We start from the raw sequence: 26,354 nt of genomic DNA on the forward strand, positions 1-26,354 counted from the left end.
TCTTGATTATTGCTTGTCTTTGTACACTTCGGCGATAGCACTGAACTTGCCGTGCTCACGGCCTGCCAGGATCACGTAATATTGTCCGCCTTTTTCATCAGCCAGTTTGGACAGTTCTTCTTTTGCATCCATCGGCGATGTGGTTTGTGCGGTGGTAGTTACCGTACCGATCTTCTCATATTTACCCGGATTCTTATCCAGATCTTCCTTGGTCAGCAAGGTTGCCGCCAGGGTGCTGAAAGACACGGAACCCACAACTAACGCTGCAACAATCATTTTCAAAGATTTCATTACCATACCTCTCAAGGGATAATTTATTTGTTATGAAAGCCGTCCAGAGTAAATGCGCGATAACACTGGCTGCCGTGACATCTTCGGACCTCGTTGCTTTCCCTGACGAGACCGTTTTCCCAGAGACGAAACGCCGAATGAAAATACGCACGCGTTTTTTCATTGTGCAGCCAACGCAGTTACCCACCTAAGTATTGAACAGGTTTATTTTTTATCCACTAAGCGGCTCTTTTTTTAGCGCTTTATTGTGCGATTTTGGGTCAGATCCCATTTTCTGCCACAAAAGTGCCAATAATTTCTGCAAATTCATCAGGGTGGGAAATGAATGGTGCATGAGCTGCTTTTGCAATGATGATTGATGACGAGTTTGGCCACTTGGCATCAAGCAGTTCTGCCACCTTACGCGGCACCAAACCGTCCAGATAACCGTAAACCCGCAACAGCGGCAACGGCAGCTTGGCTAGTGGCTGGCGCAAATCGGCCGTTCGCAGTATTTCCAGCCCACCGTTTAATACCTCAACGCTTGGCATCGGTTGGTTAAGCACCACCGATTTCAGCAGGCGGGCATCTTGCCGCGCGCTTTCCGTTCCCAGCGTCTGCAATGCCAGAAAACGCTCTACGGTACGCTGAAAATCCTGCCCCAGCTGATGCTGGAAACCGCTCAACACCTCCGAGCGGATCCCCGGCCAGTCATCCTGAGCGGCAAAACAAGGTGATGAAGCCACGGTGATCACCCCACTCACCCGTTGCGGCTGCAACAGCGCAATCTGGCTGGCCACCAGCCCGCCCAGCGACCAGCCCAGCCACCAGGCCTGCGCCGGTGCCGCGGCCATCACGGTTTCCGCCATCTGTTCGAGTGACATAGGGCCAAACCCCTGGCTACGGCCATAGCCCGGCAGGTCGACCAGATGCAGGCGGAAATGCGGCGTCAGTCGCTCAATCATGCAATGCCACACTTCGGCATTCAGCCCCCAGCCGTGGAGCAGCACAAGATCGCGATCGCCTTCACCTATTGTTTGCCAGTACAACGCACTCATCCGTTATTGTCCTTTCATTCTCATCCGTCAGGGAGGACGGTTATGCTATCAATCCAGAGCCGCTGTTGGCTATGCCGACAGTCGCTGCGTCTTTATGGTCAGGGTATCTGCAGCTACTGCCTGCGTCACATGCCCGCCAAACCTTTGTGCTGCCCGCGCTGCGGTCTGCCCGCCGGCGATGCCAGATTGCCCTGTGGCCGCTGCCTGCAACAGCCGCCACCCTGGCAGGCGCTGGTGTTCGTCAATGACTACGCCGCGCCTCTGCGCCAGTTGATAAAAAAGTTCAAGTTTCAGCACACGCCGGAACTGGCCCCGCTGTTGGCGCGGCTAATCCTGCTGAACTGGCAACAGGCGCATCGAGAGCAATATCTGAACAGACCCGATATCATTTTAGCGGTACCCTTACAGGCAAAACGTTGCTGGCGGCGCGGCTATAATCAGAGCGATCTGCTGGCACGGCCGCTGGCCCACTGGTTAGGGTGCGATTACCGCCCCGCCGCCCTGAGCCGGGTGCGTAAAACGGCTCCGCAGCAACGGCTATCGGCCCGCGCGCGGCGGCGCAATTTGCGTGGTGCGTTTCGTTGCCATGAAGCCATGGCGGGCCGACACGTCGCGCTGCTGGACGATGTGGTGACGACCGGCAGTACGGTCATGGAAATCGCCAAGTTGTTGCAGCAGCAGGGAGCCGCGTCGATCCAGATCTGGTGCGTTTGCCGCACGTTGTAGTACCAGGGCAATGGGCGTATTATAACCTAGTATTAAAGTCAACTATTTGAACTAACGAGCTAATGCCATGATTCGTATAACAGATACTGCACAGGAACACTTTGCCAAACTGCTGGCAAACCAAGAGGAAGGCACCCAAATCCGCGTATTCGTGATCAACCCGGGTACGCCTACGGCCGAATGCGGTGTCTCTTATTGCCCGCCGGACGCCGTTGAAGCGACAGATACCGAGCTGAAGTTCGAAAAGCTGTCCGCCTATATCGACGAGCTGAGCAAACCGTATCTGGAAGATGCCGAAATCGACTTCGTCACCGACCAACTGGGCTCGCAGCTGACGCTGAAAGCGCCAAACGCCAAAATGCGCAAGGTAGACGACAATGCGCCGCTGATGGAGCGTGTTGAATACGTGCTGCAGTCGCAGATCAACCCACAGCTGGCTGGCCACGGCGGCCGTGTGACCCTGATGGAAATCACCGACGATAGCCTGGCTATTCTGCAGTTTGGCGGCGGTTGTAACGGTTGTTCAATGGTCGATGTGACCCTGAAGGAAGGCATCGAGAAAGAGCTGCTGCAGAAGTTCCCTGAACTGAAAGGCGTGCGCGATTTGACCGAGCACCAGCGCGGCGAGCACTCTTACTACTGATACCCTTCTTACTTGAAGTTGCAGCGTTGTTGGCTGCGTGCACTTACCCCAGTCACTTACCTGAGTAAGCTCCTGGGGATGCTCGCACTTGCCGCCTAGCTGCAACTCCAATTAATTTGGGTATCTACCATTTGCATGAGAGCTAAAGTTCTCATGCCCCGTCTTTAATACACAATGGCTCTCTGTTACCCCACCGAGACCTTGCGACGCCGCTTGTCCAAATCCTTCAGCAGGCGATTAACCTGCTGATCGGCAAACATCTCTTCCAGCGTTTTGGTCAGTTTTCGCCGCCAGTTTGGGTACTGATCGCTGGTGCCGGGAATATTGACCGGATCCGCCATATCCAACCAGTCTTCCGGCTGCAGACCCAGCAAGGCGCTGGCGCTGTCAGCGACATAGCGCTGCAAACCACGATTAAGCAGCGGGCTCATATTCAACAACGCCGCCTTTTTGCCCACTTTCTGCGGCACACAGCCATAGTGATGCAAGCCATCCAGTAGCCCCTGTTTGGCACGTTCGCGATCGGCGAACAGCTCTTTCAGGATCTCCGCATCCGGATACAACCCCAGCTTGCTGCCGAGCTTCAGATCGCCACTTTGCCAATAGCCGCGCAGCGTCGGCAGGTCGTGCGTGGTGATGGTCGCCATCGCCTGAACCGGATAGGCCTGCGGAGCGCGGAAGTGGTTCTCGCCGTCGCGTTCGAAGTACAGCACCTTGTAGGAATAAACGCCGCTGTCGCGCAGCTTGCCGACGATTTCCACCGGAACGGTACCGAGGTCCTCGCCAATCACCATGCAGCGGTGACGTTGACTTTCCAGCGCCAGCACCGCCAGCAGATCATCTACCGGATATTTCACGTAGGCGCCGTGAACGGCGGTTTCACCGTAAGGGATCCACCATAAACGCAGTAACGCCATCACATGATCAATACGCAGCGCACCACAGCTGGTCATATTGGCGCGCAGCAGATCGATAAACGGCTGATAGCCGCGCGCCGCCATCACATGCGGATCCATCGGCGGCAGCCCCCAGTTTTGCCCCAGCGGCCCGAGAATGTCCGGCGGTGCGCCAACCGAGGCCTTCAGGCAATACAGCTCGCGTTCGCACCAGGTTTCCGCGCCCCCTTCCGCCACGCCGACCGCCAGATCGCGATACAGGCCAATCGGCATCTGCTGTTGCTGACTTTGGCGGAAACAATCGGCGAACTGACTGGCAGCCAACCACTGCAGCCACAGGTAAAATTGCACCTGTTCTTGCTGCTGCTGACAAAATTGCTTTACCGCAGCGCTATCACCCTGCTGATATTCTTCCGGCCAGGCCGGCCAGCCCCACAGGCTGTCATCCGCAGCCGCAAGATGAGCATGCAGCGCGTCGAATGCCGCCTGCTGATACAAACTTTCGCCGCCGTCGATAACAAACAGCTCGAATGCCTGACGTTGAGAGTCAGCGGCTTTACGCGCCTGGAACAGCGGGAATGCCAGTTGCAACGCCGCCAGCTTAAGCTGCGTCACCTTGCCGTAATCCACCCGATCGCTGGCACGGGCCTCGGCCAACTTTTTTTGCGTTGCCGGTTTCAGCCACCATTGCTGGGCGGCTTCGTTGCGCTGGAAATCTTCCACCGCGTTCACGTCAATATAGATGACGTTCAACCAGCGTCGCGACGACGGGCTATACGGGCTGGCGCTTTCCGGGTTAGCCGGGTACAGCGAGTGAATCGGATTCAGCCCGACAAAAGCGCCGCCCCGTTCACCGACCTGCTCCACCATCTGGCGTAAGTCGCCAAAGTCACCGATGCCCCAGTTGCGATCGGAGCGAAGAGTGTAAAGCTGGACGCAAGCGCCCCACAGCTTCTTGCCGGTCAACAAGGCATCCGGTTCGAAGCAGCGTTTCGGCGCCACAATCAACCGGCACTGCCACTGCTGTTCACCCTGTGTCAGCGTCAGTTGATGATAGCCCGTTGGCAATTCAGCCGGCAGGGTGAACGTTTTGCGTGCGCTGGCGCGGCCTTGCTGCCGGCCGCCGTCTTCGCGCAGCAGCGTCCACTGATACTCTCCGCTGCCCGCCAGCGGCAATGCCACCGGCGCGCCCTGATAAAACACCTTCACCGCCGGCAGCGGCGTCACCGCAGGCTCCTGCGGTGACGCGCTTCGGCCCATGGCGTCCAGCAGCCTGCGCTTGGTGTCTTCAGCGATCGCCTGCTGTTGACCATGGGCGTTAATATAATCGGCAGCGATACCCGCCTGAGCTGCCGCCTGATCGATGACCTTGCGATCCATTCGCTCTCCTTAACGCTTGGCTTGCCAGATACGCTGCTGGTAGTCGCGGATCGAGCGATCCGAGCTGAACATCCCAACGCGTGCGGTGTTAAGAATAGTACGACGCGTCCATTCATCACGGTCACGATAGAGTTCGTCTACCTGCTGTTGAGCTTTACAGTAAGAAGCAAAGTCCGCCAGCACCAAATAAGGGTCGCCGCCTTCCAGCAGGCTGTGCAGCATCATGTCGAAAGCATGCTTGTCACCGTTGCTGAATGCACCGCTCGCCAATTCGTCCAGAATCGCTTTCAGATGTTTGTCTTTCTTGCGGTAGCTGAGCGGATCGTAGCCTTTCGCCAGCAGCGCCTTCACCTGATCCACGGTATTACCGAAGATAAAGATGTTGTCTTCGCCCACCTGCTCGGCGATTTCCACGTTAGCGCCATCCAGCGTGCCGACGGTCAGCGCGCCGTTTAACGCCAGCTTCATATTGCCGGTCCCTGAAGCTTCTTTGCCGGCGGTGGAGATCTGCTCGGAGATATCCGCGGCCGGGATCATCAGCTCAGCGACGGAAACGCGGTAGTCAGGAATAAACGCCACTTTCAGGCGATCCTTCACCAGCGGATCGTTGTTGATCTTCGACGCCGCCTGGTTGATCGCATAAATGATGTTTTTCGCCAGGTAATAGCCCGGAGCCGCTTTGGCGCCAAACAGGAACACGCGCGGCACGATATCCAGCTGCGGGTTATCGCGCAGTTGACGATACAGCGACAGGATATGCAGCAGGTTAAGGTGCTGACGTTTGTATTCGTGCAGGCGCTTGATCTGCACGTCGAAAATCGCGTCCGGGTTCAGTTTCAACCCCATGACGTCGTGCACGTAATTGGCCAATACGACTTTATTATCGCGCTTGATTTGCTGATAACGCTGACGGAACGCCGCGTCATCGGCGTACTTCTCCAACCCCTTCAGCGCGTCAAGATCGTTAGCCCACTCTACCTTCAGCGTTTCGTCAATCAGCCCAGACAACGCCGGGTTACATTGCTTCAGCCAGCGACGCGGCGTGATGCCGTTGGTGACGTTGTGGAATTTGTTCGGCCACAGTTGGTGATACTCCGGGAACAGATCTTTCACCACCAGATCGGAGTGCAATTGCGCCACACCGTTGACCGCAAAGCCGCTGACCACGCACAGGTTAGCCATACGGACCTGCTTGTTATGGTGTACTGCCAACTTGGCCCACACCGCGTCGTCACCCGGCCAGTGCTTGTCCACCAGCTTTTTGAAGTTGGCGTTGATCTGTTTGATGATGGAGAAGTGGCGCGGCAGCAGGCTGCGTACCAGTTTCTCATCCCAGCACTCCAACGCCTCCGGCATCAGGGTATGGTTGGTATAGGCGAAGGTCTTGCTGGTGATGGCCCAGGCGGCATCCCACTCCAACTGATGCTCATCCAACAGAATGCGCAGCATTTCCGGAATGGCGATGGTCGGGTGAGTGTCGTTAAGCTGGATCACTTCGTACTTCGGCAGATCTTCAATTTTGCGGCCTGCCAGATGGTGCTTACGCAGGATATCCGCCACCGAACAGGCGCACTGGAAGTATTGTTGCATCAAGCGCAGGCGCTTGCCTGCCTGGTGGTTGTCATTCGGGTACAGCACCTTGGTCAGCTTGGCCGCTTCAACGCCCAGCTTCTCCGCCTGCAGGAATTTACCGTCGTTGAAATCACTCAGATTAAACGGATGCTGATGAGTCGCCTGCCACAGGCGCAGCGGTTGAGTCACGCCATTGCGGAAGCCCAATACCGGCAGATCCCAGGCCTCGCCGCGCAGGGTAAATGCCGGACGCCACAGTTCACGGCCATCGGCCAATTTCTCCAGTTTCCCGCCGATGCCCACATCCACCGACAGCGCGGCGTTGTGGCGGAACCACGGATAGCTTTCGCGCTGCCAGTTATCCGGCGCTTCTTGCTGCTGGCCGTCGCTAAACGACTGGCGGAACAGCCCGTATTGGTAATTCAACCCGTAGCCGGTGGCCGGTTGTTCCACCGTCGCCATCGAATCCAGGAAACAGGCCGCCAAACGCCCCAGCCCACCATTGCCCAACGCCGGGTCGGTTTCCTGCTCCAGCAGATCCGCCAGCTTGATGTCCTGCTCCGCCAATGCCTGCTCGACGGTGTCATACCAGCCCAGGTTAATCAGGTTGTTGGCCGTCAGGCGACCAATCAGAAACTCCATCGAAATGTAGTTCACGTGGCGCAGCGGCTTACTGCTTTTGCGCGGTGCAGGCTGCGCAGCCAACTGCTCGGCCAACGCCGCGCTTACCGCCTCCCACCATTGGTGCTGAGTCATTTGTTGTGCAGAACTGAGGCCAAACTTTTGCCACTGACGGGTCAGTGCCGCCAGGAAAGCATCCTTTTTAAGCGTAGGCTGGGACATAAAAAACTCTCTATCCAGTAAGTGGGTCAAATTAGCGTTATCGTGCCGGGGAGAAAGAGTGAAGGCATCATCCCGCCTGGGGATTAGCTGGGGAGGAGGATTGGGGCGTAGCTAAAATTGTGATCTCAGGCACTTTTTGACTCCCTTGCATCATGCAAAAAAGCCCACCGACGGACGCGGCGAGCACTGAGAACCAGGCGAAAACTTGTTCAATGACGTTAGCACAGTTATCGCAGAGGCTACAGTCGCCTGCGCGCCCATAAATGCTTTCTTGTACCTGCGTCACTCAAGCGCGCTAAAACACCACGGTTCCACAGGGCTTTAGCTGTAAACGTAAAAAAGTGTGATCAATAGCAATATAACTCCAAGCCAATGCGGAACCTTGTTGCAATACGTTTAACGTTGTCAGAAGTTAGGAGGGGGATTAATTACGAGCCATAAAATAATTAACCCTACTCCGATCCCGGCAGGCGTCGCGCTGCAATGAACGCCAACGGGCAGGCCAACGGCTACGGAAACCGCGATTTTCACTCTGGAATACTATGCTGATCCCATCGAAACTGAGCCGTCCGGTACGGCTGCAAAATACCGTGATCCGCGATCGCCTGCTGGCCAAATTAGCCAGCACGGCCAACTATCGCCTGACATTGGTCAATTGCCCTGCGGGATACGGGAAAACGACGCTGGTCGCACAGTGGGCGGCCGGTAAATCAGATCTGGGCTGGTACTCGCTGGATGAAAGCGACAACCAACCCGAGCGCTTCGCCAGCTACCTGATCGCCGCCTTGCAACACGCCAGCGGCGGCCACTGCGTCAAGAGCGAAGCACTGAGTCAAAAGCATCAGTACGCCAGCCTGTCGGCACTGTTCGCCCAGGTGTTTATCGAGCTTTCCGACTGGCATCAGCCACTGTATCTGGTGATTGACGACTATCACCTGATCACCAATGACGTGATTCATGAAGCCATGCGCTTTTTCCTGCGCCACCAGCCGGAAAATCTGACGCTGATCCTGCTGTCCCGCACCTTGCCGCCGTTGGGCATTGCCAATCTGCGCGTGCGTGACCAACTTTTAGAAATGGGCACGCAACAGCTGGCGTTTACCCATCTCGAAGCCAAACAGTTCTTTGACTGCCGCCTGACGGCCCCCATGGAACAGCATGACAGCAGCCGGCTGTGCGATGAGGTCGAAGGTTGGGCTACCGCGCTGCAGCTCATTGCGTTATCCGCCCGTCAATCCACTTCTTCCGCCCAGCAGTCGGCCAAACGCCTGGCGGGGCTTAATGCCAGCCACCTGTCGGATTATCTGGTGGACGAAGTGCTGGATCACGTCGATGCCGAGGCGCGCGCCTTCCTGCTGCGTTGCTCGGTGCTGCGTTCCATGAACGATGCGCTGATCGTCCGCCTGACCGGCGAAGACAATGGCCAGCAACGGCTGGAAGAGCTGGAGCGTCAGGGCTTATTTATCCACCGCATGGACGACAGCGGCGAGTGGTTCTGTTTCCACCCTTTGTTCGCCACCTTCCTGCGACAGCGTTGCCAATGGGAATTGGCGCTGGAGCTGCCGGGCCTGCACCGGGCCGCCGCCGAAGGTTGGCTGGCGCTGGGGTATCCGGCGGAGGCAATCCACCACGCGCTGGCGGCCAGCGATGTCAGCATGCTGCGCGATATCCTGTTGCAGCATGCCTGGTCGCTGTTCCACCACAGTGAACTGGCCCTGCTGGAAGAGTGTCTGAACGCGCTTCCTTACGAAAAGCTGATCCAAAACCCCAAGCTTGCACTGCTGCAGGCCTGGCTGGCACAAAGCCAGCACCGCTATATCGAAGTGAATACCCTGCTGGAGCGCGCAGAACAGGCAATGCGCGAGCATAAAATTGACGTCGATCGCACCCTGCACGCCGAATTTGATGCCCTGCGCGCCCAGGTGGCGATCAACGCCGGCAAGCCGGAAGAGGCCGAACGCCTGGCCACCGAAGCGCTGAAATTCCTGCCGCTTTCCAGCTATTACAGCCGCATCGTCGCCACCTCGGTCACCGGCGAAGTCCATCACTGCAAGGGCGAACTGGCTCGCGCACTGCCGATGATGCAGCAGACCGAGCAGATGGCCCGACGCCATCAGGCTTACCACTACGCGCTTTGGGCGCTGCTGCAGCAGAGCGAAATTCTGATTGCACAGGGGTTCCTGCAAGCCGCCTACGAAACGCAGGACAAAGCTTTTGAGCTGGTGCGCGAACAGCATCTGGAACAGCTGCCGATGCACGAGTTCCTGCTGCGTATCCGTTCACAAATCCTGTGGTCCTGGTCGCGGCTGGACGAAGCGGAAGATGCCGCCCGCGAAGGCCTGAAAATCCTGGCCAACTATCAGCCTCAACAGCAGCTGCAGTGCATGGCCATGTTGGCCAAGTGCTCGCTGGCGCGTGGCGATCTGGATAACGCCAATGCGCACATGCAACGTTGTGAAGTCCTGCTGCACGGCTCTCAATACCACCGCGACTGGCTGACCAATGCCGACAAACCGCGAGTGATCCACTGGCAGATGACCGGCGACACCGCAGCCGCGGCCCAATGGCTGCGCCAGACCGAAAAACCCGGCATGGCGGACAACCACTTTATGCAAGGCCAGTGGCGCAACATTGCCCGGGTGCAGATCATGCTGGGCCAGTATGAAGAGGCCGAAGTGGTGCTCGATGAGCTCAACGACAATGCCCGCCGCCTGCGCCTGGTCAGCGATCTGAACCGTAACCTGTTGCTCAGCAACCAGCTTTACTGGCAGATGGAGCGTAAAAGCGACGCGCAAAAGGTCCTGATGGAGGCGCTTTCACTGGCCAGCCGTACCGGATTTATCAGCCATTTCGTCATTGAAGGCGAAGCGATGGCGCAGCAACTGCGCCAATTGATTCAGCTTAATACGCTGCCGGAGTTGGAAAATCATCGCGCCCAACGTATTCTGCGCGACATCAATCAACATCACCGGCATAAGTTCGCGCATTTTGACGAGAACTTCGTCGATAAGCTGCTAACTCATCCACAGGTACCGGAACTGATCCGCACCAGCCCGCTGACGCAGCGCGAATGGCAGGTTCTGGGGCTGATTTATTCCGGCTACAGCAACGATCAAATTGCCGGCGAACTGGACGTGGCGGCTACCACCATCAAAACCCATATCCGTAACCTGTACCAGAAGTTGGGCGTAGCCCATCGCCAGGAAGCGGTACAGCAGGCGCAGCAACTGCTGAAGATGATGGGGTACGGCGCCTGACGAATACAGAAAGGACTCATCGATTATGGAAGATGTCATTATTGGCAACGCTAAAAAATCTGATGCGGGAGAGGTGGTAAGGCTTATCGCACTGGCGGATAAAGATGCGGTACTGGCCCTGTCTGGCAAAGACGATATCAACGAAGCCCTGTTTCAGTACGAAGTGAACTTCGGCCGCCATGATGTCTATTTTGGCTATAAAAACGTCTTCGTGGCTCGGGACCAGGAAAAAATACTTGGCTGTATCCTGTATTTCAAAGGAGAAGACGAGTCAGGGTTCACAGCCATAACAGAGCATCGAGCTGAAATGGAAAATGAATCAGACCCCGATGAAATATATATAGATTCCCTGGCCGTCCTGCCGGAGTGCAGAGGACGAGGGATAGCAAAATCTCTGATAAGCCGTGTTGTTGAGGAAGCCGGGCGACAAGGGCTCAATAAAGTCGGCCTTCTGGCAGATACGAAAAAACCTCATCTGAAAGCACTCTATCGCAAGCTAGGGTTCAAGGTGACGGCGGAGATAGAGCTCCTCAACGATCGCTACGAAAAGATGACTGTCGAAACGGGAGTTTAATGAGTCAGGAAAAGGGCGCCCTTTTCCTGAGATCGTTGATTGAACCCGCCATAACAACCCAGGGTAATCGCCAACGGGGATAACTCCTTCTGGTTTACCCCTGCCCGTAATAAGCAGCAGCGCCGTGTTTACGATTAAAGTGCTTTTCCATCAGATGGCCATCAATACGCCGCAGCTGAGGGTTGATGCCGCAGCTGATCCAGGCCATCTTCGCCACCTCTTCCAGCACCACCGCATTATGTACCGCCTCATCCGGCGTGCTTCCCCAACTGAAAGGCCCGTGCTGAAACACGATAATACCCGGTGTGTACAACGGCTGATGGCAACCCAGCGTTTCGATTATCACCTGCCCGGTGTTCAACTCGTATTCGCCGGCAACTTCTTCCGCCGTCAGGGCACGAGTGCAGGCAATATCCCCGGCAAAATAATCGGCATGAGTAGTGCCAAGCACCGGTATGGATTTACCGGCCTGTGCCCAGGCGGTGGCATGGGTAGAGTGGGTATGCGCGATACCGCCAATTTGCGCATATTCCCGATACAATGCCAAATGCGTGGGCGTATCGGAGGAAGGCCGTAAATGCCCTTCCACCACCTCTCCCTGCATATTTACCACCACCATATCCTCCGGCTGCATGCTTTCATAAGGCACGCCGCTGGGTTTGATGACCACCCACCCCCGTTCACGATCAATGCCGCTGACGTTGCCCCAGGTATAAGTCACCAGCCCATGCGCAGGCAGGGCCATATTCGCGGCATAGACCCGCTGTTTCAGTTGTTCCAGCATACTAAGCTCCTATAGCCAACCCTGCCCTTGCCATACGTTCAGTCACCCAGGCTTTCGCCGCCCTCACCTCCTGTAACGGGTCGGTCGCACTTTCGCTCCACATCTCAATCAGATAGGGCCCGCGGTAACCACTGTGCAATAAGGTACGAAAACAACGTTCAAAATCGACCACCCCTTCGCCAAAAGCTACGTTTTTAAACTCGCCCGGACGGGTATCTTTTACATGTACCGCCACGATATGTCCGCGACCGGCCACCAGTTCCATCTGCACGTCGTTGTCCCAGGCCGACAGGTTGCCAATATCCGGATACAGCTGAAACCACGGGTTGTTCAGGTAATGGGCGTAGCCCAGCGCCTTGCTGATCGAGTTCATCAACGGGTAATCCATAATTTCCATCGCCAGCGTCACCTGGGCACGGCTGGCCATCTCCACCGCCTGTTTCAAACCGTCGCGGAACCTCTCGCGCGTGTTGTCATTGGCCTGCTGGTAGTAAACGTCATAACCCGCCAATTGAATCACCCGGATACCGAGATCCTGCGCCAGCCGGATGGCTTTTTGCATAATCAGCAGCCCCTGGTTGCGCACCCCATCATCCTCGCTGCCTAAAGGAAATCGACGGTGGGCGCTCAGGCACAGTGAAGGCACGCGTACGCCGCTGGTCGCAACGGCTTGTACCAGCGCCAGGCGCTGCTCGCTGCTCCAGTCCAGCCGTGCCTGACGGCTGTCGCTCTCATCTATCGACATCTCTACGAAATCAAATCCCAGTTCACCCGCCAGTTGCAGACGCGTCAGCCAGTCCTCTCCCGCCGGCAGTGCCTTTTCGTAGATGCCCAAAGGGACGGCCTTTTGCAACATAGCCATAATTTACCCCCACAGTTGAGCAATAGCGCGCTTGAACTCACGTGCCGCTACCACCGGATCCGCAGCATCGCGAATGCTGCGCCCGGCGATGAACACATGAATGGGAATGCCCTGGAACAGCGGCAGATCGCTCAACGCCAGCCCACCGGTGACGGTCACCTTGAAGCCCATATCGGCAAGGCGCCGAATAGCGGCGATATCTTCATCGCTCCAGGCCACACCGGCAGCCTGTGCATCGCGGCTGCGGTGATAAACCACCTGCTGCACGCCCGCCTGACGCCACGCCAACGCTTGTTCCCAGGTCCAAAAGCCGGTCAGTTCGATCTGCACGTCGCCATCGAACTCTTTCGCCACCGCCAGCGCACCTTTGGTGGTATTGATATCGGCGCAACAAATCACGGTGATCCAGTCTGCATGCGCCTCAAAGCACATGCGCGCCAGGATCTGACCCGCATCGGCAATTTTAGCGTCCGCCAATACGATGCGATCCGGGTACAAGGCTTTCAGGTCGCGCACGGCACGCACCCCTTCAGCCACGCACAAAATGGTACCCACTTCGATGATGTCGACTTCGTCGGCGATCAGCCGTGTCGTACGATAGGCATCGTCCATTGACTGGTTATCCAGCGCCACCTGCAGCATAGGTAAATGTCGGGTCATCATGCTCTCCTGATTAATGCGTTGCCGCAGCCGCGGACGTTTGATTGATTAAATCCAGCACCTCAGCCACCGTGCGGCAGGCACGCAAGCGATCAAAATTGGCTTCGTCTTCAAACAGGTTTACCACCTGCAGAATGCCAACTTCCTGATGCGTACGGCTGTCCACCGCAGCCAGGGTGATCAAGATATCGATCGGGTCGTTATCCTCATCGCCAAAGCACACTGGCGTTTTCAACGTGACCAAAGCAAAACCGGTTTTCAGTACCCCTTCTTCCGGACGACCGTGCGGCATCGCCAGCCCCGGAGCCAATACAAAATAGGGGCCGTGTCGTTCAACGCCGGCCAGGATGGCGTTGAAATAGCGGGGTTCCACCACCTCGGCGGCGACCAACAGATCGACGCCCAATTTCACCGCCTGCTGCCAATCGGTGGCTTCCGCCTGCAGCAGGACTGATTTGTTCTGTGCCAGTGAGTCACTCAGTTTCATGGCCGTTCCCTCACTGGCTCAGGTCTTTGGGGAAATGTGCGCCAATCACTTCCATCAACTTGGGGCCAAAGTCGGTCGCAGAAAGCATATTGCGCACGCCAACCACATACTTGTTGCCACTGACGACAATCTCATCCGCCACATGGGTCGACGCGACAATGATGTCAGCGCCGCCCAGTTCGGATTTGTACTCCCCGACCGCACAGCTGTTCACCGTATGATTAACGCCCTGCTGGGTAAGGAATTGACCGACTTTCATTTTCATGATCATCGAGCTGCCTTGTCCGCAGCCGCATACCGCCAAAATTCGTACTGTCATGGTGCTCTCCCGTTACTGTGAGGCCGTTTCAGCCAGCTGTTTTTCCGCATCTTCTTCCGCGCGCAGGGCGCGCCCGGCGAAGAACATGTAAAGCAGTGCAATCACAATCACCCCCCCCATAAACCACAGGCCCAGGCTCAGGCCCTGCATCAATGGCGGTGCCAGAATCGACCAGTCCGCCATGCCCATCCAGGCGCTCAGGCCGGTCAGCTTGACGGCCCAGACGCAGCCGAAGATCTCAATCATGCCCATCACCAGGCAGATTTTCATGGCGGCACGCCAGCCGCCGAAATGATTGGCAAACACGCCGATAGTGGCGTTAGAGAAAAACATCGGAATAAAACCGGGAATGATCATGATGGAGGAGCCGAGCGCCAGCAGTACCGCCACCGCAATCAACTGGCCAATGGTGCCCCACATAAAGCCCCAGACCACGGCATTCGGTGCAAAGCTATAAATGGCGGCGCAGTCAATCGCCAGCACCGCGCCGGGGATCAGCCGCTGAGAAATGCCATTGAAGGCTTCCGTCAGCTCGGCCACAAACATGCGCACGCCCTGAACAATGATGAAAATCGCCACCGCAAACATCAGCCCGGTTTGCAGAATGTAAATCGTCCAGTGCGTTTTCCCGGCCATGACCTGCAGCGTGTCCAGGCCAAATGAGCAGAGAATGATGCCGAAAAACAGCGTCATGACGATGGCGGTGGAGACGATATTGTCGTGGAAAATATTCAACCAGCCCGGCAGTTTCAATGCTTCCACGCTGTCTTCTTTTTTGCCCAGATAAGGGGCGATTTTATAGGCCACCCATGAGGCGAACTGCTGCTGATGGCCAATAGAAAAGCCACTGTTTTCGGTTACTGCCTGCGTCGGCTTAAACATCATGTTGGAGGTTATCCCCCAATACAGCGAGGCCAACAGCGCACTGCACAATACGGTGGTCCACATCCCGTAGCCCATGATGTAGAAAAATACGGCCAACAACCCAACCTGTTGAAACATGATATGACCGGTGAGCATGATGGTGCGGATACCGGTAATGCGCCGCAGCAGGACATAGAGGGTATTGAGTGCCAGCGCCAGCAGCACCGCATATCCGACCCAGCTATAGGCGTCCCCCATACGCTCAATGGCGGCCATCATTGAGGCGTAGGTATCAGAAATAGCCCCGTTGATGCCGTACACCTCCGACAGCTTCGCCACCACCGGTTTGAAGGTGCTGGTCAAAATGCCGGAACCGGCTTGCAGCAACATAAAGCCGATAATCGTCTTGATGGTGCCTTTGATGATCACTGCCGCGCTTTTACGCAGCAGCACATAGCCAAGCAGCGTGACTAACCCCAACAGCAACGGGGCGTTAGTCATCACCTGATTAAAAAAAACGGTGAAAATGGTGTAAAGGGTGTCCATCTGGCTCTCCTGGTAGCGTTTGCATGCTTGTTGCGCATTGGCGGACGCCACCAGCACCAAACCAGGCGTCGCAGTCACGCAGGAACAGCCTCACCATACCAATCACCAAGAATCACAAAAAGATTATAAATGATTATTTGTGAACAACCTCGCAAGATATAAAACAATTCTATGTTGATTCAACGCCCTAAGATTCACCACGCTTATTAACCATTGAATTAAATTACCTTTTACGCATTTTTAATCCATGGCCTGCAGATAACCTGGTGACAAGCCAAACGCTTTACTGCATTGCCAGCATAAAAAAACGGTGCTAGATTCAGTCAAAATCGATCACATTAAATCTTAAAATGATTATATGTGATTATTTAAATCACTGAACCGCAAATGATGAGGGGTTAACCATGAGCAAAGTCGCAACGATTACGCGCGAATCCTGGATACTGAACACCTTCCCTGAATGGGGAACCTGGCTGAATGAAGAAATTGAAGACGAGCAGGTCGCGCCAGGCACTTTCGCCATGTGGTGGCTGGGATGCACCGGCATCTGGCTGAAGTCGGAGGGAAGCGCAAACCTGTGCGTTGATTTCTGGTGCGGTACCGGCAAACAAAGCCATAGCAACCCATTGATGAAAAACGGCCACCAGATGCAACGCATGGCCGGGGTGAAAAAATTACAACCCAACCTGCGCACCACCCCCTTTGTGCTCGATCCTTTTGCGATCAAGGACATTGATGCCGTCCTGGCCACCCACGATCACAACGATCACATCGACGTGAACGTCGCCGCCGCCGTGATGCAGAACTGCGCGGCTTCGGTGCCTTTTATCGGGCCGCAAAGCTGCGTGGACATCTGGATCGGTTGGGGGGTACCACGCGAACGCTGCATCACGGTAAAACCGGGGGACGTAATCAAAATCAAGGATGTGGAAATCCACGCGCTGGATGCTTTTGATCGCACAGCCTTGATCACGCTGCCAGTGGAACAAAAAGCCGCAGGCGTGCTGCCGGACGGCATGAACGAGCGAGCGGTAAATTATCTGTTCAAAACACCGGGCGGCAACTTGTACCACAGCGGTGACTCGCACTATTCCAACTACTACGCCAAACACGGTAATGATCATCAGATCGACGTGGCGCTGGGTTCCTACGGCGAGAACCCACGTGGCGTCACCGACAAAATGACCAGCGCCGACATTCTGCGCATGGCGGAATCATTGAACGCCAAACTGGTGATCCCGTTCCATCACGACATATGGTCTAATTTCCAGGCCGACCCGCAGGAAATCCGCATGCTTTGGGAAATGAAAAAGGATCGGCTCCAATACGGCTTCAAGCCTTTTATCTGGCAGGTTGGCGGCAAATTTACCTGGCCACTGGATAAAGATAATCTGGAGTACCACTACCCACGCGGTTTTGACGACTGCTTCACCCTTGAACCCGATTTGCCTTTCAAATCCTTCCTGTAACCAGGCTATGGGGCATTTTGATGTCATACCTATGCGCACTTTTGAACAGCAATGATTCAAATCGTCAGAAGGTGCGCATATAATCAAAAAAAGTGTCCCCACTCCCTGATGGAGCCTGCATGACTGAGTCCCAACGCCATAATGCCATTCTCGATCTCTTACAGCATAAGGGGCAGATCTCCGTAGCGGACGTGATTACGGCATTTGAAATATCCCCCGCTACCGCGCGCCGCGATATCAACAAACTGAATGAAATCGGTAAACTGCGTAAGGTTCGCAATGGCGCAGAAGCCACCAGTACCCCTCGCGCAGCATGGACGCCACTCAATATCCACCAGGCCCAGCATCTGGACGAAAAAATGCGTATTGCCAAAGCGGCAGCGCAACTGTGCCAGCCGGGCGAAAGCGTAGTGATTAACTGTGGCTCGACTGCTTTCCTGCTGGGGCGTGAGATGTGCGGTAAAGACGTGCAGGTGATCACCAACTACCTGCCGTTGGCCAACTACTTGATCGAACAAGAGCACGACAGCGTAGTGATCATGGGTGGCCAGTACAATAAAATTCAGTCCATCACCCTGGCACCGCAGGACGGCGACGCTTCTCTGTATGCTGGCCACTGGATGTTCACCAGCGGTATCGGTCTGACCGCCGACGGCTTGTACAAAACCGATATGCTGACCGCCATGGCCGAACAAAAGATGCTGAACTATGTCGGTAAACTGGTGGTGCTGGTCGATAGCAGCAAGATTGGTCAGCGCGCAGGCATGCTGTTCAGCCGCACCGAGCAAATCGACATGGTGATAACCGGCCGTGACGCATCTCCAGCTATCGTAGAACAGCTTCGCCTGCAAGGTGTTGAAGTACAACTGGTGTAATAAACCACAATTTTCATCTGGTCTTAATTGCCGCGAAATTGACTACAATGGCGGCATATTCTTATTACGAGGCAGTTGGCAGTTATGGAACAGTTTGAAGCGATCAACGTTGAGCAGGCGCACAGCCGTTGGAAAGACGACAGCGCCGCGCTGGTCGACATCCGCGATCCCCAGAGTTTTGAAGCCGGGCACACGCCAGGCGCCTTTCACCTGACCAACGCCAGCCTGCAGACCTTTATGCAGCAAAACGACTTTGATCGTCCGGTGATGGTGATGTGCTACCACGGCAACAGCAGCCGCAGCGCGGCGCAATACCTGCTGCATCAGGGGTTTGACGCGGTGTACAGCATTGACGGCGGCTTCGAGGCATGGGCACGCCAATATCCTCAGGACGTTGAAACCTCCGCATAATCCTCCTCCCGCCGTCTGCGGCGGGTTCCTTTTTCGCGCTTTTAGTGAGTGTTTTTGCGGGTTTTTCGCAGATCTGCTGCCTGCGCTCAGGATTTCGACGGTATAATCGGCCGTCAACGCCATCGGGGTAAACCGGCGGCTAAAATCATTCACTTAGACGGAAAAGCCATGGTTAGAGTAATCGCCGTATCCAACCCCCGCCTGGCGCAGGCCTTTGTTGACTATATGGCGACACAGGGCATCGAGCTACGGGTGCACAACAGCGGCGAAGCGGCAGAGATCTGGCTGGCTGACGACAGCCATCTGGAACAGGTACAACATGAGCTGCAGCAGTTTCTGATCGATCCACTCAACAGCCGCTACCGGGCCGCCAGTTGGCAGGCCGGCAAGACCGACGCCGAGCTGCACTACCAGGGTTATTCTTATCTGCACACCTTGCGCAGCAAGGCCGGCCCGCTAACGCTGAGCGTGATGGCGCTGTGCATTGTGGTCTATATCCTGATGCAGATATTGGGCGACGACGCAGTAATGTACTGGCTGTCCTGGCCGCAGAACAGCGAGCAGTACACGCAACTGTGGCGCTGGGTCAGCCATGCTTTCCTGCATTTCTCGCTGCTGCACATCACCTTTAACCTGATGTGGTGGTGGTATCTCGGCGGCCCGATGGAAAAACGCCTCGGCGCCGGCAAGCTGTTTGTGCTGGCGGTGGTCTCGGCCTTTTTCAGCGGTTGGGCGCAGTCGCTGTTCAGCGGTGCCTTGTTCGGTGGCCTGTCCGGCGTAGTCTATGCGCTGATGGGTTACTGTTGGCTTAGCGGCGAACGTGCACCGGAACGCGGTCTGATGCTGCCACGCGGCCTGATGGTGTTTTCGGTTCTGTGGCTGGTGGCCGGATATTTCGATATTTTAGGAATGTCGATCGCTAACGCGGCACACGTAGCCGGTTTAGTGTTAGGGTTATTGATGGCATTTTGGGACACGCGTCATCGCGCGCACAACGAACAATAACAGCCAGGTACAAGCCGGGCGTTTTAGGGGATTATCGTGAAGCAAACACAGCGTCATGACGCAATTATCGAGCTGGTGCGCCTGCAGGGGTATGTCAGCACGGAAGAACTGGTCGAACATTTTGACGTCAGCCCGCAAACGATTCGCCGTGATTTGAATGACCTGGCCGATCAGAACAAAATCCAACGTCATCACGGTGGCGCCGCGCTGCCCTCCAGCTCGGTGAACGCCGCGTATAACGATCGTAAAGTGATGTGGTCGGAACAGAAAGCGCGTATTGCCCAACGCGTCGCCAGCCAAATCCCGGACGGTGCCACGCTGTTTATCGACATCGGCACCACGCCGGAAGCGGTCGCCCATGCACTGATGAACCACAAGAACCTGCGCGTGGTGACCAATAACCTGAACGTCGCCACCCTGCTGACCGCCAAAGAAGATTTCCGTTTGATCCTGGCCGGTGGCGAAGTGCGCACCCGCGATGGCGGCATCATGGGCGAGGCCACGCTGGACTTTATCTCTCAGTTCCGTCTCGATTACGGCATTCTCGGTATCAGCGGCATCGATATGGACGGCTCGCTGCTCGAATTCGACTATCACGAAGTGCGCACCAAACGCGCAATTATCGAAAACTCACGCTGCGTGATGCTGGTGACCGACCACTCCAAATTCGGCCGTAACGCGATGGTCAACCTCGGTAACATGAACCTGATCGACTATCTGTTTACCGACCAACTGCCACCGCCAAGCGTGATGAAAATCATCGAGCAGTACGACGTACAGCTCGAACTGTGCTAAGCCCTCTCCGTCACGTTTAACCCTGCGGTACCGCTTTTACCTCCGTTATTCCTGCCGTTTTCTCCGGGGTTCAGCCTGCTGGCCCCGGTCATTCCTGATCAAAATACCCCTTCTTTTTGTATACCTACTATCACCAAACTGTTACCTCTATCACGCCTAAATGTTTTTGTTTGGTTAAGTCTTGGCTTGTTTGTTGGTTTTTGATTACAATCATGAGCGAAAACGAACATGAAAGAGCTATTTCGAACATCTGGAGGAAGTTGACGTGGAAACCAAAGACTTGATCGTTATCGGTGGCGGCATCAACGGTGCCGGCATCGCGGCGGATGCTGCCGGGCGCGGCCTGTCCGTACTGCTGCTGGAAGCGCAAGACTTGGCCTGTGCTACGTCTTCCGCCAGTTCCAAACTGATCCACGGTGGCCTGCGCTACCTGGAACACTACGAATTCCGTTTGGTCAGCGAAGCGCTGGCAGAGCGTGAAGTACTGCTGAAATTGGCACCGCACATTGCCTTCCCAATGCGTTTCCGTCTGCCGCACCAGCCGCACCTGCGTCCGGCCTGGATGATCCGTATCGGTCTGTTCCTGTACGATCACCTGGGCAAACGCACCAGCCTGCCAGGCAGCAAGGGTTTGCGCTTTGGACCAGAATCGGTGCTGAAACCAGAATTGAAGCGCGGTTTCGAATATTCCGACTGCTGGGTCGACGATGCTCGCCTGGTGGTGTTGAACGCCCAGGAAGTGGAAAAACGCGGTGGCGAAGTGCGTACCCGTACCAAGGTCACCCGCGCATGGCGTGAGAATGGCCTGTGGATGGTAGAAGCGGTCGACGTCGACAGCGGCAAAACCTTTACCTGGCGCGCCAAAGGCCTGGTGAACGCCACTGGCCCATGGGTGAAAAACTTCTTCGACGACGGCCTGAAGCTGAAATCACCTTACGGTATCCGCCTGATCAAAGGCAGCCACATCGTGGTGCCGCGCGTACACGATCAGCCGCAGTCCTATATTCTGCAAAACGAAGACCACCGTATCGTCTTCGTGATCCCATGGAATGACGAGTTCTCCATCATCGGCACCACCGACGTGGAATACCACGGCGATCCGAAAGACGTGAAAATTGACGATAACGAAATCAACTACCTGCTGAAAGTGTATAACGACCACTTCAAGAAACAGCTGGGCCGTGACGATATCGTCTGGACTTACTCCGGCGTGCGCCCACTGTGCGACGACGAATCGGACTCGCCGCAGGCGGTCACCCGCGACTACACGCTGGACGTGCATGACGAACAGGGTAAAGCGCCGCTGCTGTCAGTGTTCGGCGGTAAACTGACCACCTATCGCAAGCTGGCTGAGCATGCGATGGAAAAACTGTCGCACTACTACCCTGGCTGCGGCCCGGCGTGGACCAAAAACGGTTCGCTGCCAGGCGGCGACATCGGTGGCGATCGCGACAGCTACGCCGCAAAACTGCGCCGCGAGCACAGCTGGCTGCCTGAATCACTGGCGCGTCGCTTTGCACGCACCTACGGCAGCCACAGTGAGCTGATCCTGGCCGGTGCCAACAGCCTCAACGATCTGGGCGAAGATTTCGGTCACGGCCTGCATGAAGCCGAGCTGCGCTACCTGATCGAAAAAGAATGGGTGGTCGAGCTGGATGACGCTATCTGGCGCCGCACCAAGTTGGGCATGTGGCTGGACGAAACGCAGCAGGCACGAGTCAAGGCCTGGCTGGCAGAACACGCGAAAGCGAAAACGCTGTCTCTGGCATCGTAAACCGCTAAACGTTAAAAGGGCCGGATATCCGGCCCTTTTTTACATTACAGCTTAATGGGTTTGATGTGCCAGATTTCGTCCGCATACTCCTGGATGGTGCGGTCGGAAGAGAAGTAGCCCATATTGGCGATATTCAGCACCGCCCGACGCGTCCAGTCGTCCTGATTGCGATACACCTCATCCACCTTGTCCTGCGTATCCACATAGCTGCGGTAATCTGCCAGCAGTTGATAGTGATCGCCCAGATTTACCAGTGAATCAAACAGGTTGCTGTAGCGCTTGGGTTCTTCAGGGCTGTAAACGCCGGTGGCAATCTGGGTCAGCGCCTGATGCAGCTCCGGATCCTGCTCATAGTACAGATGCGGGTTGTAACCGTTGCGGCGTAGCTCCTCCACCTGCTCGGCGGTGTTGCCGAAGATGAAGATGTTCTCCGCCCCCACGTGTTCCAGCATTTCAACGTTAGCCCCATCCAGCGTGCCGATAGTCAGCGCGCCATTCAGCGCAAATTTCATGTTACTGGTGCCGGACGCCTCGGTGCCTGCCAGCGAGATCTGTTCGGACAGGTCCGCCGCCGGAATGATCATTTGCGCCAGGCTGACGCTGTAGTTTGGAATGAACACCACTTTCAGCTGCGTATGCACTCGCGGATCGTTGTTGATCACCTTGGCGACGTCGTTGATCAAGCGGATGATTTGTTTGGCGGCGTAATAAGCCGAAGCCGCCTTGCCGGCAAAGATCACCACGCGCGGCACCCGTTCGGTTTCCGGATCCTGCAGCAGGCGGTTATACAGCGTGATCACGTGCAGTACGTTAAGCAGCTGCCGTTTGTATTCGTGGATACGCTTAATCTGTACGTCGAACAGCGCGTCCGGGTTGACCACCACATTCAACGTTTTGGCGATGTAGGTAGCCAGTCGCTCCTTGTTCTGCCGTTTGGCGCTTTGCACCGCCTTCAGGAAGCTGGGGTAATCGATATTGGCCTTGATCTCGCTCAGTTGGCTGAGATCGGTACGCCAGGTCTGACCGATGCTGTCGTCCAGCACGTCAGACAGCGGTCGGTTAGCCAGCCCCAGCCAGCGGCGTGGGGTGACGCCGTTGGTTTTATTGCAGAAGCGATCAGGGAAAATACGGGCGAAATCGGCAAACAGCGATTGCACCATCAGTTCGGAGTGCAGCGCTGAAACACCGTTAACCTTGTGGCTCGCCACGACCGCCAGCCAGGCCATACGCACCCGGCGACCATTGGTTTCATCTATGATAGACACCCGCGCCAGCAGCTCATTGTCGCCCGGCGCCACTTCCTGCACCTGTTTGAGGAAGTGATCGTTAATCTCGAAAATCAGCTGCAGGTGACGCGGCAGGATCCGACCAATCATGTCCAGCGGCCAGGTTTCCAGCGCTTCGCTCATCAACGTGTGGTTGGTGTAAGAAAACACCTGCTCGACCACCGCCCAGGCATCCAGCCAGCTGAACTTATGTTCGTCGATTAGCCGGTGCATCAGCTCAGGGATAGACAACACCGGGTGGGTATCATTGAGGTGAATGGCAATCTTGTCTGCCAGGTTGTCGAAGCTTTTATGCATCGTCCAATGGCGGTTGAGGATATCCTGCACCGTGGCCGACACCAGGAAATACTCCTGCCGCAGGCGAAGCTCACGCCCTGAATACGTCGAGTCATCGGGATAGAGCACGCGTGATACGTTTTCAGAATGGTTTTTATCCTCAACCGCCGCAAAGTAATCGCCCTGATTGAATTTACCCAGGTTGATTTCATTACTGGCCTGCGCGCTCCACAGCCGCAGCGTATTGGTGGCGTCGGTATCAAAACCGGGGATCACCTGATCGTAAGCAGTGGCGACTACCTCTTCGGTTTCCACCCAGCGCGCCTTGGCGCCTTCCTGCTGGATCCGTCCGCCAAAGCGCACCTTATAGCGGGTGTTATGACGTGGGAACTCCCACGGATTGCCGTATTCCAACCAATAGTCCGGTGACTCCATCTGTTGGCCGTTTACGATATTCTGTTTGAACATGCCGTATTCGTAACGAATGCCGTAGCCCCGACCCGGCAGCGCCAGCGTCGCCAGCGAATCCAGGAAGCAGGCGGCCAATCGCCCCAGCCCGCCGTTGCCCAGACCCGGATCGTTCTCCTCCTCCAGCAGTTCGCCCAGGCTCAGCCCCATCTCATTCAACGCGTCGTCGATATCCTGATAAATCCCCATCGACAACAAGGCGTTGGACAGCGTCCGGCCAATCAGAAACTCCATCGACAGGTAATAAACCTGGCGCACATCCTGCGAAAGTTGCGCACGGTTAGAACGTAACCAGCGCTCCACCATACGGTCACGCACCGCAAACAGCACGGCATTCAGCCAGTCATGCTGGTTGGCGATAGCCGGATCCTTGCCGACGATAAACATTAACTTATAGGCGATGGAGTGTTTCAGCGCTTCAACACTGACCGTGGGTGAGGTGTAACTAATCGGTGAAGTCATAGCTTTTCGATCCCAAGTTTGTGGCTGCCCGTCGCCTTTCAAGCCGCAGCGTTGTTACCTGCACTTGCTCACCCAGTTACTTACTAAAGTAAGCGCCTGGGGATGAGTAAGCTGGCCGCCTAGCTGCAACGTGAAATTCATAGGGCATTACAATAGGTGTTGATATACCCAAAATAATTGGCGCTGCATCAAGGCGGCAAAAAAACTTATCCCGATGAGCTTACACTGGTAAGTGATTCGGGTAAGTGAGTGCAGCCAACACAGAGGCAGCGTCAAATATGACGGGAATAAAGCGACAAATATTCCTTTGCCGCGACCTGCCAGCCAAAATCCACGCTCATGGCGTGGCGCTGGACGTGACGCCAATGCTTCGGCCTGCTCCACAGCACCATGGCGCGCCGAATGGCGTTGCCCAGTGCGGTGGCGTCACAATCATCAAACACAAATCCGCTGGCGCTGCCGTCGGCCAGATTCTCCAACGCACAGTCCACCACCGTGTCCGCCAGCCCCCCGGTGCGGCGCACCAGCGGCAGCGTGCCGTATTTCAAGCCATAGAGTTGAGTCAGCCCGCAGGGTTCAAAGCGGCTCGGCACCATGATCACATCGGCCCCGCCGATAATGCGGTGCGAGAAAGCTTCGTGGTAACCAATCTGTACGCCAACCTGCTCCGGATAGTCGGCGGCAGCGGCGAGAAACGCCTGTTGCAGCACCGCATCGCCGGCCCCCAGCAGCGCCAGTTGGCCGCCCTGCTCCAGCAGCGCAGGCAGGGCTTCCAGCACCAGATCCAGCCCTTTCTGACTGGTCAGGCGGCTCACTACCGCAAACACCGGCAGCGACTCATCCACCTTCAGGCCCATGGCTTTTTGCAGGTGTAGCTTGTTCTTGACCTTGTTCTTCAGATCGTCAGCGTCGTAACGGGCGGTCAGCCGCGGATCGTGGGATGGGTCCCAAATTTTGTCATCTACGCCGTTAAGAATGCCGCTCAAGCGCCCCTGATGCTGGCGTTCCTGCAGCAGCCCCTCCATGCCATAGCCAAACTCCGGCCGGGTGATTTCGCGCGCGTAGGTCGGGCTGACGGCAGTGATATGGTCGGCGTAGTACAACCCCGCCTTCAGGAATGACATCTGGCCGTAAAACTCCAGGCCATAGACGTTGTAGAACGAAGGCGGTAACCACAGCTCTGCCACGTGATGGGCGGAGAACAGCCCCTGATAGGCCAGGTTATGCACGGTGAAGATGGAACGTGCCGGATGGCCATTGGCGGCCAGATAGGCACAGGCCAACCCCGCATGCCAGTCATGGGCATGCACTATCTGCGGGCGCCAGTACCGATCCAGCCCCTTGGCCAGCTCACAGGCCATCCAGCCCAGCAGGGCAAAGCGTCGGTGGTTGTCGGAATAGGCATTCATTGATTGGTCGTGATACGGGCTACCCGGTCGCTCGTACAGCCAGGGGGCATCAATCAGGTAAATGCCCACGCCGTGGTAGGTGCCGTAACGCAAGCCGACCCGGCCGGCGAAAGAATCGATTTCTGCCACCAGAACCGAGTCCGGTATGCCATTACGCACGTCAGGAAAAGCGGGCAATAACACCCGAACATCGCCGCCCTCGGCGATCTGAGCCGCCGGTAATGCGCCAACCACGTCTGCGAGCCCGCCGGTTTTCAACAGGGGGAACATTTCAGAACATACGTGTAAAACCTGCATTATCACTCCTGAGAATCGGCAAAATTACTCTGGAAAAGCAGGCTTGCCGCTGTTGTTAACCCCGCGTTGTGCAAGCCATCAGTCCG

22 protein-coding genes are annotated in these 26,354 nt (G+C 56.1%); 10 read left to right on the plus strand and 12 right to left on the minus strand.

Going from position 1 to position 26,354, the window contains the following annotated elements; genetic code table 11:
- Positions 1–6: 6 nt before the first annotated feature.
- Positions 7–291 carry a YdgH/BhsA/McbA-like domain containing protein gene (locus AAZT04_RS22615; RefSeq protein WP_046372469.1) on the minus strand — a complete coding sequence of 95 codons (285 nt, stop codon included), beginning with the start codon at positions 289–291 and terminating at the stop codon, positions 7–9.
- 260 nt (positions 292–551) lie between these two features.
- Positions 552–1,328, minus strand: coding sequence for a pimeloyl-ACP methyl ester esterase BioH (gene bioH / locus AAZT04_RS22620; protein ID WP_434681862.1), 777 nt, complete (start codon positions 1,326–1,328; stop codon positions 552–554).
- Positions 1,329–1,370: 42 nt separating this feature from the next.
- Between bioH and gntX the strand changes: the two genes are divergently transcribed.
- Both gntX and nfuA read left to right on the plus strand, forming a co-directional pair.
- A complete protein-coding gene (gene gntX / locus AAZT04_RS22625) occupies positions 1,371–2,054 on the plus strand; it encodes a DNA utilization protein GntX (RefSeq protein ID WP_046372467.1) in 684 nt (227 codons plus the stop codon).
- Positions 2,055–2,121: 67 nt separating this feature from the next.
- Entirely contained in the window at positions 2,122–2,697 is a 576-nt protein-coding gene (gene nfuA / locus AAZT04_RS22630) for a Fe-S biogenesis protein NfuA (protein ID WP_006328556.1), read from the plus strand.
- Positions 2,698–2,882: 185 nt separating this feature from the next.
- On the opposite strand, the gene malQ is transcribed toward nfuA, so the two are convergent.
- The gene (malQ, locus tag AAZT04_RS22635; RefSeq protein ID WP_434681867.1) at positions 2,883–4,973 is read right to left on the minus strand and encodes a 4-alpha-glucanotransferase; all 2,091 of its coding nucleotides are present in this window, start codon (positions 4,971–4,973) and stop codon (positions 2,883–2,885) included.
- Positions 4,974–4,982: 9 nt separating this feature from the next.
- Positions 4,983–7,388, minus strand: coding sequence for a maltodextrin phosphorylase (gene malP, locus AAZT04_RS22640; protein WP_258090695.1), 2,406 nt, complete (start codon positions 7,386–7,388; stop codon positions 4,983–4,985).
- A gap of 542 nt (positions 7,389–7,930) precedes the next feature.
- Here malP and malT point away from each other — a divergent pair.
- Positions 7,931–10,645 (plus strand): HTH-type transcriptional regulator MalT, encoded by a 2,715-nt coding sequence (gene malT, locus AAZT04_RS22645; protein ID WP_048760492.1) that lies wholly within the window; start codon positions 7,931–7,933, stop codon positions 10,643–10,645.
- A 25-nt stretch (positions 10,646–10,670) separates the two neighbouring features.
- A complete protein-coding gene (locus AAZT04_RS22650) occupies positions 10,671–11,219 on the plus strand; it encodes a GNAT family N-acetyltransferase (RefSeq protein ID WP_046372465.1) in 549 nt (182 codons plus the stop codon).
- A gap of 94 nt (positions 11,220–11,313) precedes the next feature.
- Here AAZT04_RS22650 and AAZT04_RS22655 read toward each other — a convergent pair whose 3' ends face one another.
- Genes AAZT04_RS22655 through ulaA form a run of 6 tightly spaced genes read right to left on the minus strand, consistent with a single transcriptional unit; the run spans position 11,314 to position 15,741 of the window.
- The gene (locus AAZT04_RS22655) at positions 11,314–12,000 is read right to left on the minus strand and encodes an L-ribulose-5-phosphate 4-epimerase (RefSeq protein WP_337048038.1); all 687 of its coding nucleotides are present in this window, start codon (positions 11,998–12,000) and stop codon (positions 11,314–11,316) included.
- 4 nt (positions 12,001–12,004) lie between these two features.
- Entirely contained in the window at positions 12,005–12,859 is an 855-nt protein-coding gene (locus tag AAZT04_RS22660; RefSeq protein ID WP_337048039.1) for an L-ribulose-5-phosphate 3-epimerase, read from the minus strand.
- A gap of 9 nt (positions 12,860–12,868) precedes the next feature.
- Entirely contained in the window at positions 12,869–13,525 is a 657-nt protein-coding gene (locus tag AAZT04_RS22665) for a 3-keto-L-gulonate-6-phosphate decarboxylase UlaD (protein WP_256814483.1), read from the minus strand.
- A 13-nt stretch (positions 13,526–13,538) separates the two neighbouring features.
- A complete protein-coding gene (gene ulaC, locus AAZT04_RS22670; protein ID WP_046372463.1) occupies positions 13,539–14,012 on the minus strand; it encodes a PTS ascorbate transporter subunit IIA in 474 nt (157 codons plus the stop codon).
- 10 nt (positions 14,013–14,022) lie between these two features.
- Positions 14,023–14,331: a PTS ascorbate transporter subunit IIB gene (gene ulaB, locus AAZT04_RS22675; protein WP_046372462.1), complete on the minus strand. Its 309-nt coding sequence runs from the start codon at positions 14,329–14,331 to the stop codon at positions 14,023–14,025.
- A 12-nt stretch (positions 14,332–14,343) separates the two neighbouring features.
- On the minus strand, positions 14,344–15,741 hold the full coding sequence (gene ulaA, locus AAZT04_RS22680; RefSeq protein WP_434681944.1) for a PTS ascorbate transporter subunit IIC: 1,398 nt from the start codon (positions 15,739–15,741) through the stop codon (positions 14,344–14,346).
- Between the two features lie 404 nt (positions 15,742–16,145).
- Here ulaA and ulaG point away from each other — a divergent pair, with 404 nt between their 5' ends.
- The 6 genes from ulaG to glpD all read left to right on the plus strand — a co-directional run bounded on the left by ulaG (position 16,146) and on the right by glpD (position 22,070).
- The gene (ulaG, locus tag AAZT04_RS22685) at positions 16,146–17,210 is read left to right on the plus strand and encodes an L-ascorbate 6-phosphate lactonase (RefSeq protein WP_116691637.1); all 1,065 of its coding nucleotides are present in this window, start codon (positions 16,146–16,148) and stop codon (positions 17,208–17,210) included.
- 119 nt (positions 17,211–17,329) lie between these two features.
- Positions 17,330–18,085, plus strand: coding sequence for an HTH-type transcriptional regulator UlaR (gene ulaR / locus AAZT04_RS22690; RefSeq protein WP_404780623.1), 756 nt, complete (start codon positions 17,330–17,332; stop codon positions 18,083–18,085).
- Between the two features lie 84 nt (positions 18,086–18,169).
- The gene (glpE, locus tag AAZT04_RS22695) at positions 18,170–18,496 is read left to right on the plus strand and encodes a thiosulfate sulfurtransferase GlpE (RefSeq protein WP_020837374.1); all 327 of its coding nucleotides are present in this window, start codon (positions 18,170–18,172) and stop codon (positions 18,494–18,496) included.
- Positions 18,497–18,664: 168 nt separating this feature from the next.
- On the plus strand, positions 18,665–19,501 hold the full coding sequence (gene glpG / locus AAZT04_RS22700; RefSeq protein ID WP_020837376.1) for a rhomboid family intramembrane serine protease GlpG: 837 nt from the start codon (positions 18,665–18,667) through the stop codon (positions 19,499–19,501).
- Between the two features lie 36 nt (positions 19,502–19,537).
- A complete protein-coding gene (locus tag AAZT04_RS22705; RefSeq protein WP_020837378.1) occupies positions 19,538–20,296 on the plus strand; it encodes a DeoR/GlpR family transcriptional regulator in 759 nt (252 codons plus the stop codon).
- Between the two features lie 265 nt (positions 20,297–20,561).
- A complete protein-coding gene (gene glpD / locus AAZT04_RS22710; protein WP_258090694.1) occupies positions 20,562–22,070 on the plus strand; it encodes a glycerol-3-phosphate dehydrogenase in 1,509 nt (502 codons plus the stop codon).
- 44 nt (positions 22,071–22,114) lie between these two features.
- Here glpD and glgP read toward each other — a convergent pair whose 3' ends face one another.
- Positions 22,115–24,562: a glycogen phosphorylase gene (glgP, locus tag AAZT04_RS22715; RefSeq protein ID WP_046372455.1), complete on the minus strand. Its 2,448-nt coding sequence runs from the start codon at positions 24,560–24,562 to the stop codon at positions 22,115–22,117.
- 272 nt (positions 24,563–24,834) lie between these two features.
- Positions 24,835–26,268 carry a glycogen synthase GlgA gene (gene glgA, locus AAZT04_RS22720; RefSeq protein WP_020837382.1) on the minus strand — a complete coding sequence of 478 codons (1,434 nt, stop codon included), beginning with the start codon at positions 26,266–26,268 and terminating at the stop codon, positions 24,835–24,837.
- Positions 26,269–26,354: the final 86 nt, after the last annotated feature.

It is taken from the genome of Serratia sp. Je.1.23.a (assembly GCF_051129805.1).
Lineage (GTDB): Bacteria > Pseudomonadota > Gammaproteobacteria > Enterobacterales > Enterobacteriaceae > Serratia > Serratia liquefaciens.

Coding starts and splice junctions, on each gene's coding strand:
- AAZT04_RS22615 (WP_046372469.1), bottom strand. CDS start 291: ATGAAATCTTTGAAAATGATTGTTGCAGCGTTAGTTGTGGGTTCCGTG.
- bioH (WP_434681862.1), bottom strand. CDS start 1,328: ATGAGTGCGTTGTACTGGCAAACAATAGGTGAAGGCGATCGCGATCTT.
- gntX (WP_046372467.1), top strand. CDS start 1,371: ATGCTATCAATCCAGAGCCGCTGTTGGCTATGCCGACAGTCGCTGCGT.
- nfuA (WP_006328556.1), top strand. CDS start 2,122: ATGATTCGTATAACAGATACTGCACAGGAACACTTTGCCAAACTGCTG.
- malQ (WP_434681867.1), bottom strand. CDS start 4,973: ATGGATCGCAAGGTCATCGATCAGGCGGCAGCTCAGGCGGGTATCGCT.
- malP (WP_258090695.1), bottom strand. CDS start 7,388: ATGTCCCAGCCTACGCTTAAAAAGGATGCTTTCCTGGCGGCACTGACC.
- malT (WP_048760492.1), top strand. CDS start 7,931: ATGCTGATCCCATCGAAACTGAGCCGTCCGGTACGGCTGCAAAATACC.
- AAZT04_RS22650 (WP_046372465.1), top strand. CDS start 10,671: ATGGAAGATGTCATTATTGGCAACGCTAAAAAATCTGATGCGGGAGAG.
- AAZT04_RS22660 (WP_337048039.1), bottom strand. CDS start 12,859: ATGTTGCAAAAGGCCGTCCCTTTGGGCATCTACGAAAAGGCACTGCCG.
- AAZT04_RS22665 (WP_256814483.1), bottom strand. CDS start 13,525: ATGACCCGACATTTACCTATGCTGCAGGTGGCGCTGGATAACCAGTCA.
- ulaC (WP_046372463.1), bottom strand. CDS start 14,012: ATGAAACTGAGTGACTCACTGGCACAGAACAAATCAGTCCTGCTGCAG.
- ulaB (WP_046372462.1), bottom strand. CDS start 14,331: ATGACAGTACGAATTTTGGCGGTATGCGGCTGCGGACAAGGCAGCTCG.
- ulaA (WP_434681944.1), bottom strand. CDS start 15,741: ATGGACACCCTTTACACCATTTTCACCGTTTTTTTTAATCAGGTGATG.
- ulaG (WP_116691637.1), top strand. CDS start 16,146: ATGAGCAAAGTCGCAACGATTACGCGCGAATCCTGGATACTGAACACC.
- ulaR (WP_404780623.1), top strand. CDS start 17,330: ATGACTGAGTCCCAACGCCATAATGCCATTCTCGATCTCTTACAGCAT.
- glpE (WP_020837374.1), top strand. CDS start 18,170: ATGGAACAGTTTGAAGCGATCAACGTTGAGCAGGCGCACAGCCGTTGG.
- glpG (WP_020837376.1), top strand. CDS start 18,665: ATGGTTAGAGTAATCGCCGTATCCAACCCCCGCCTGGCGCAGGCCTTT.
- glgP (WP_046372455.1), bottom strand. CDS start 24,562: ATGACTTCACCGATTAGTTACACCTCACCCACGGTCAGTGTTGAAGCG.
- glgA (WP_020837382.1), bottom strand. CDS start 26,268: ATGCAGGTTTTACACGTATGTTCTGAAATGTTCCCCCTGTTGAAAACC.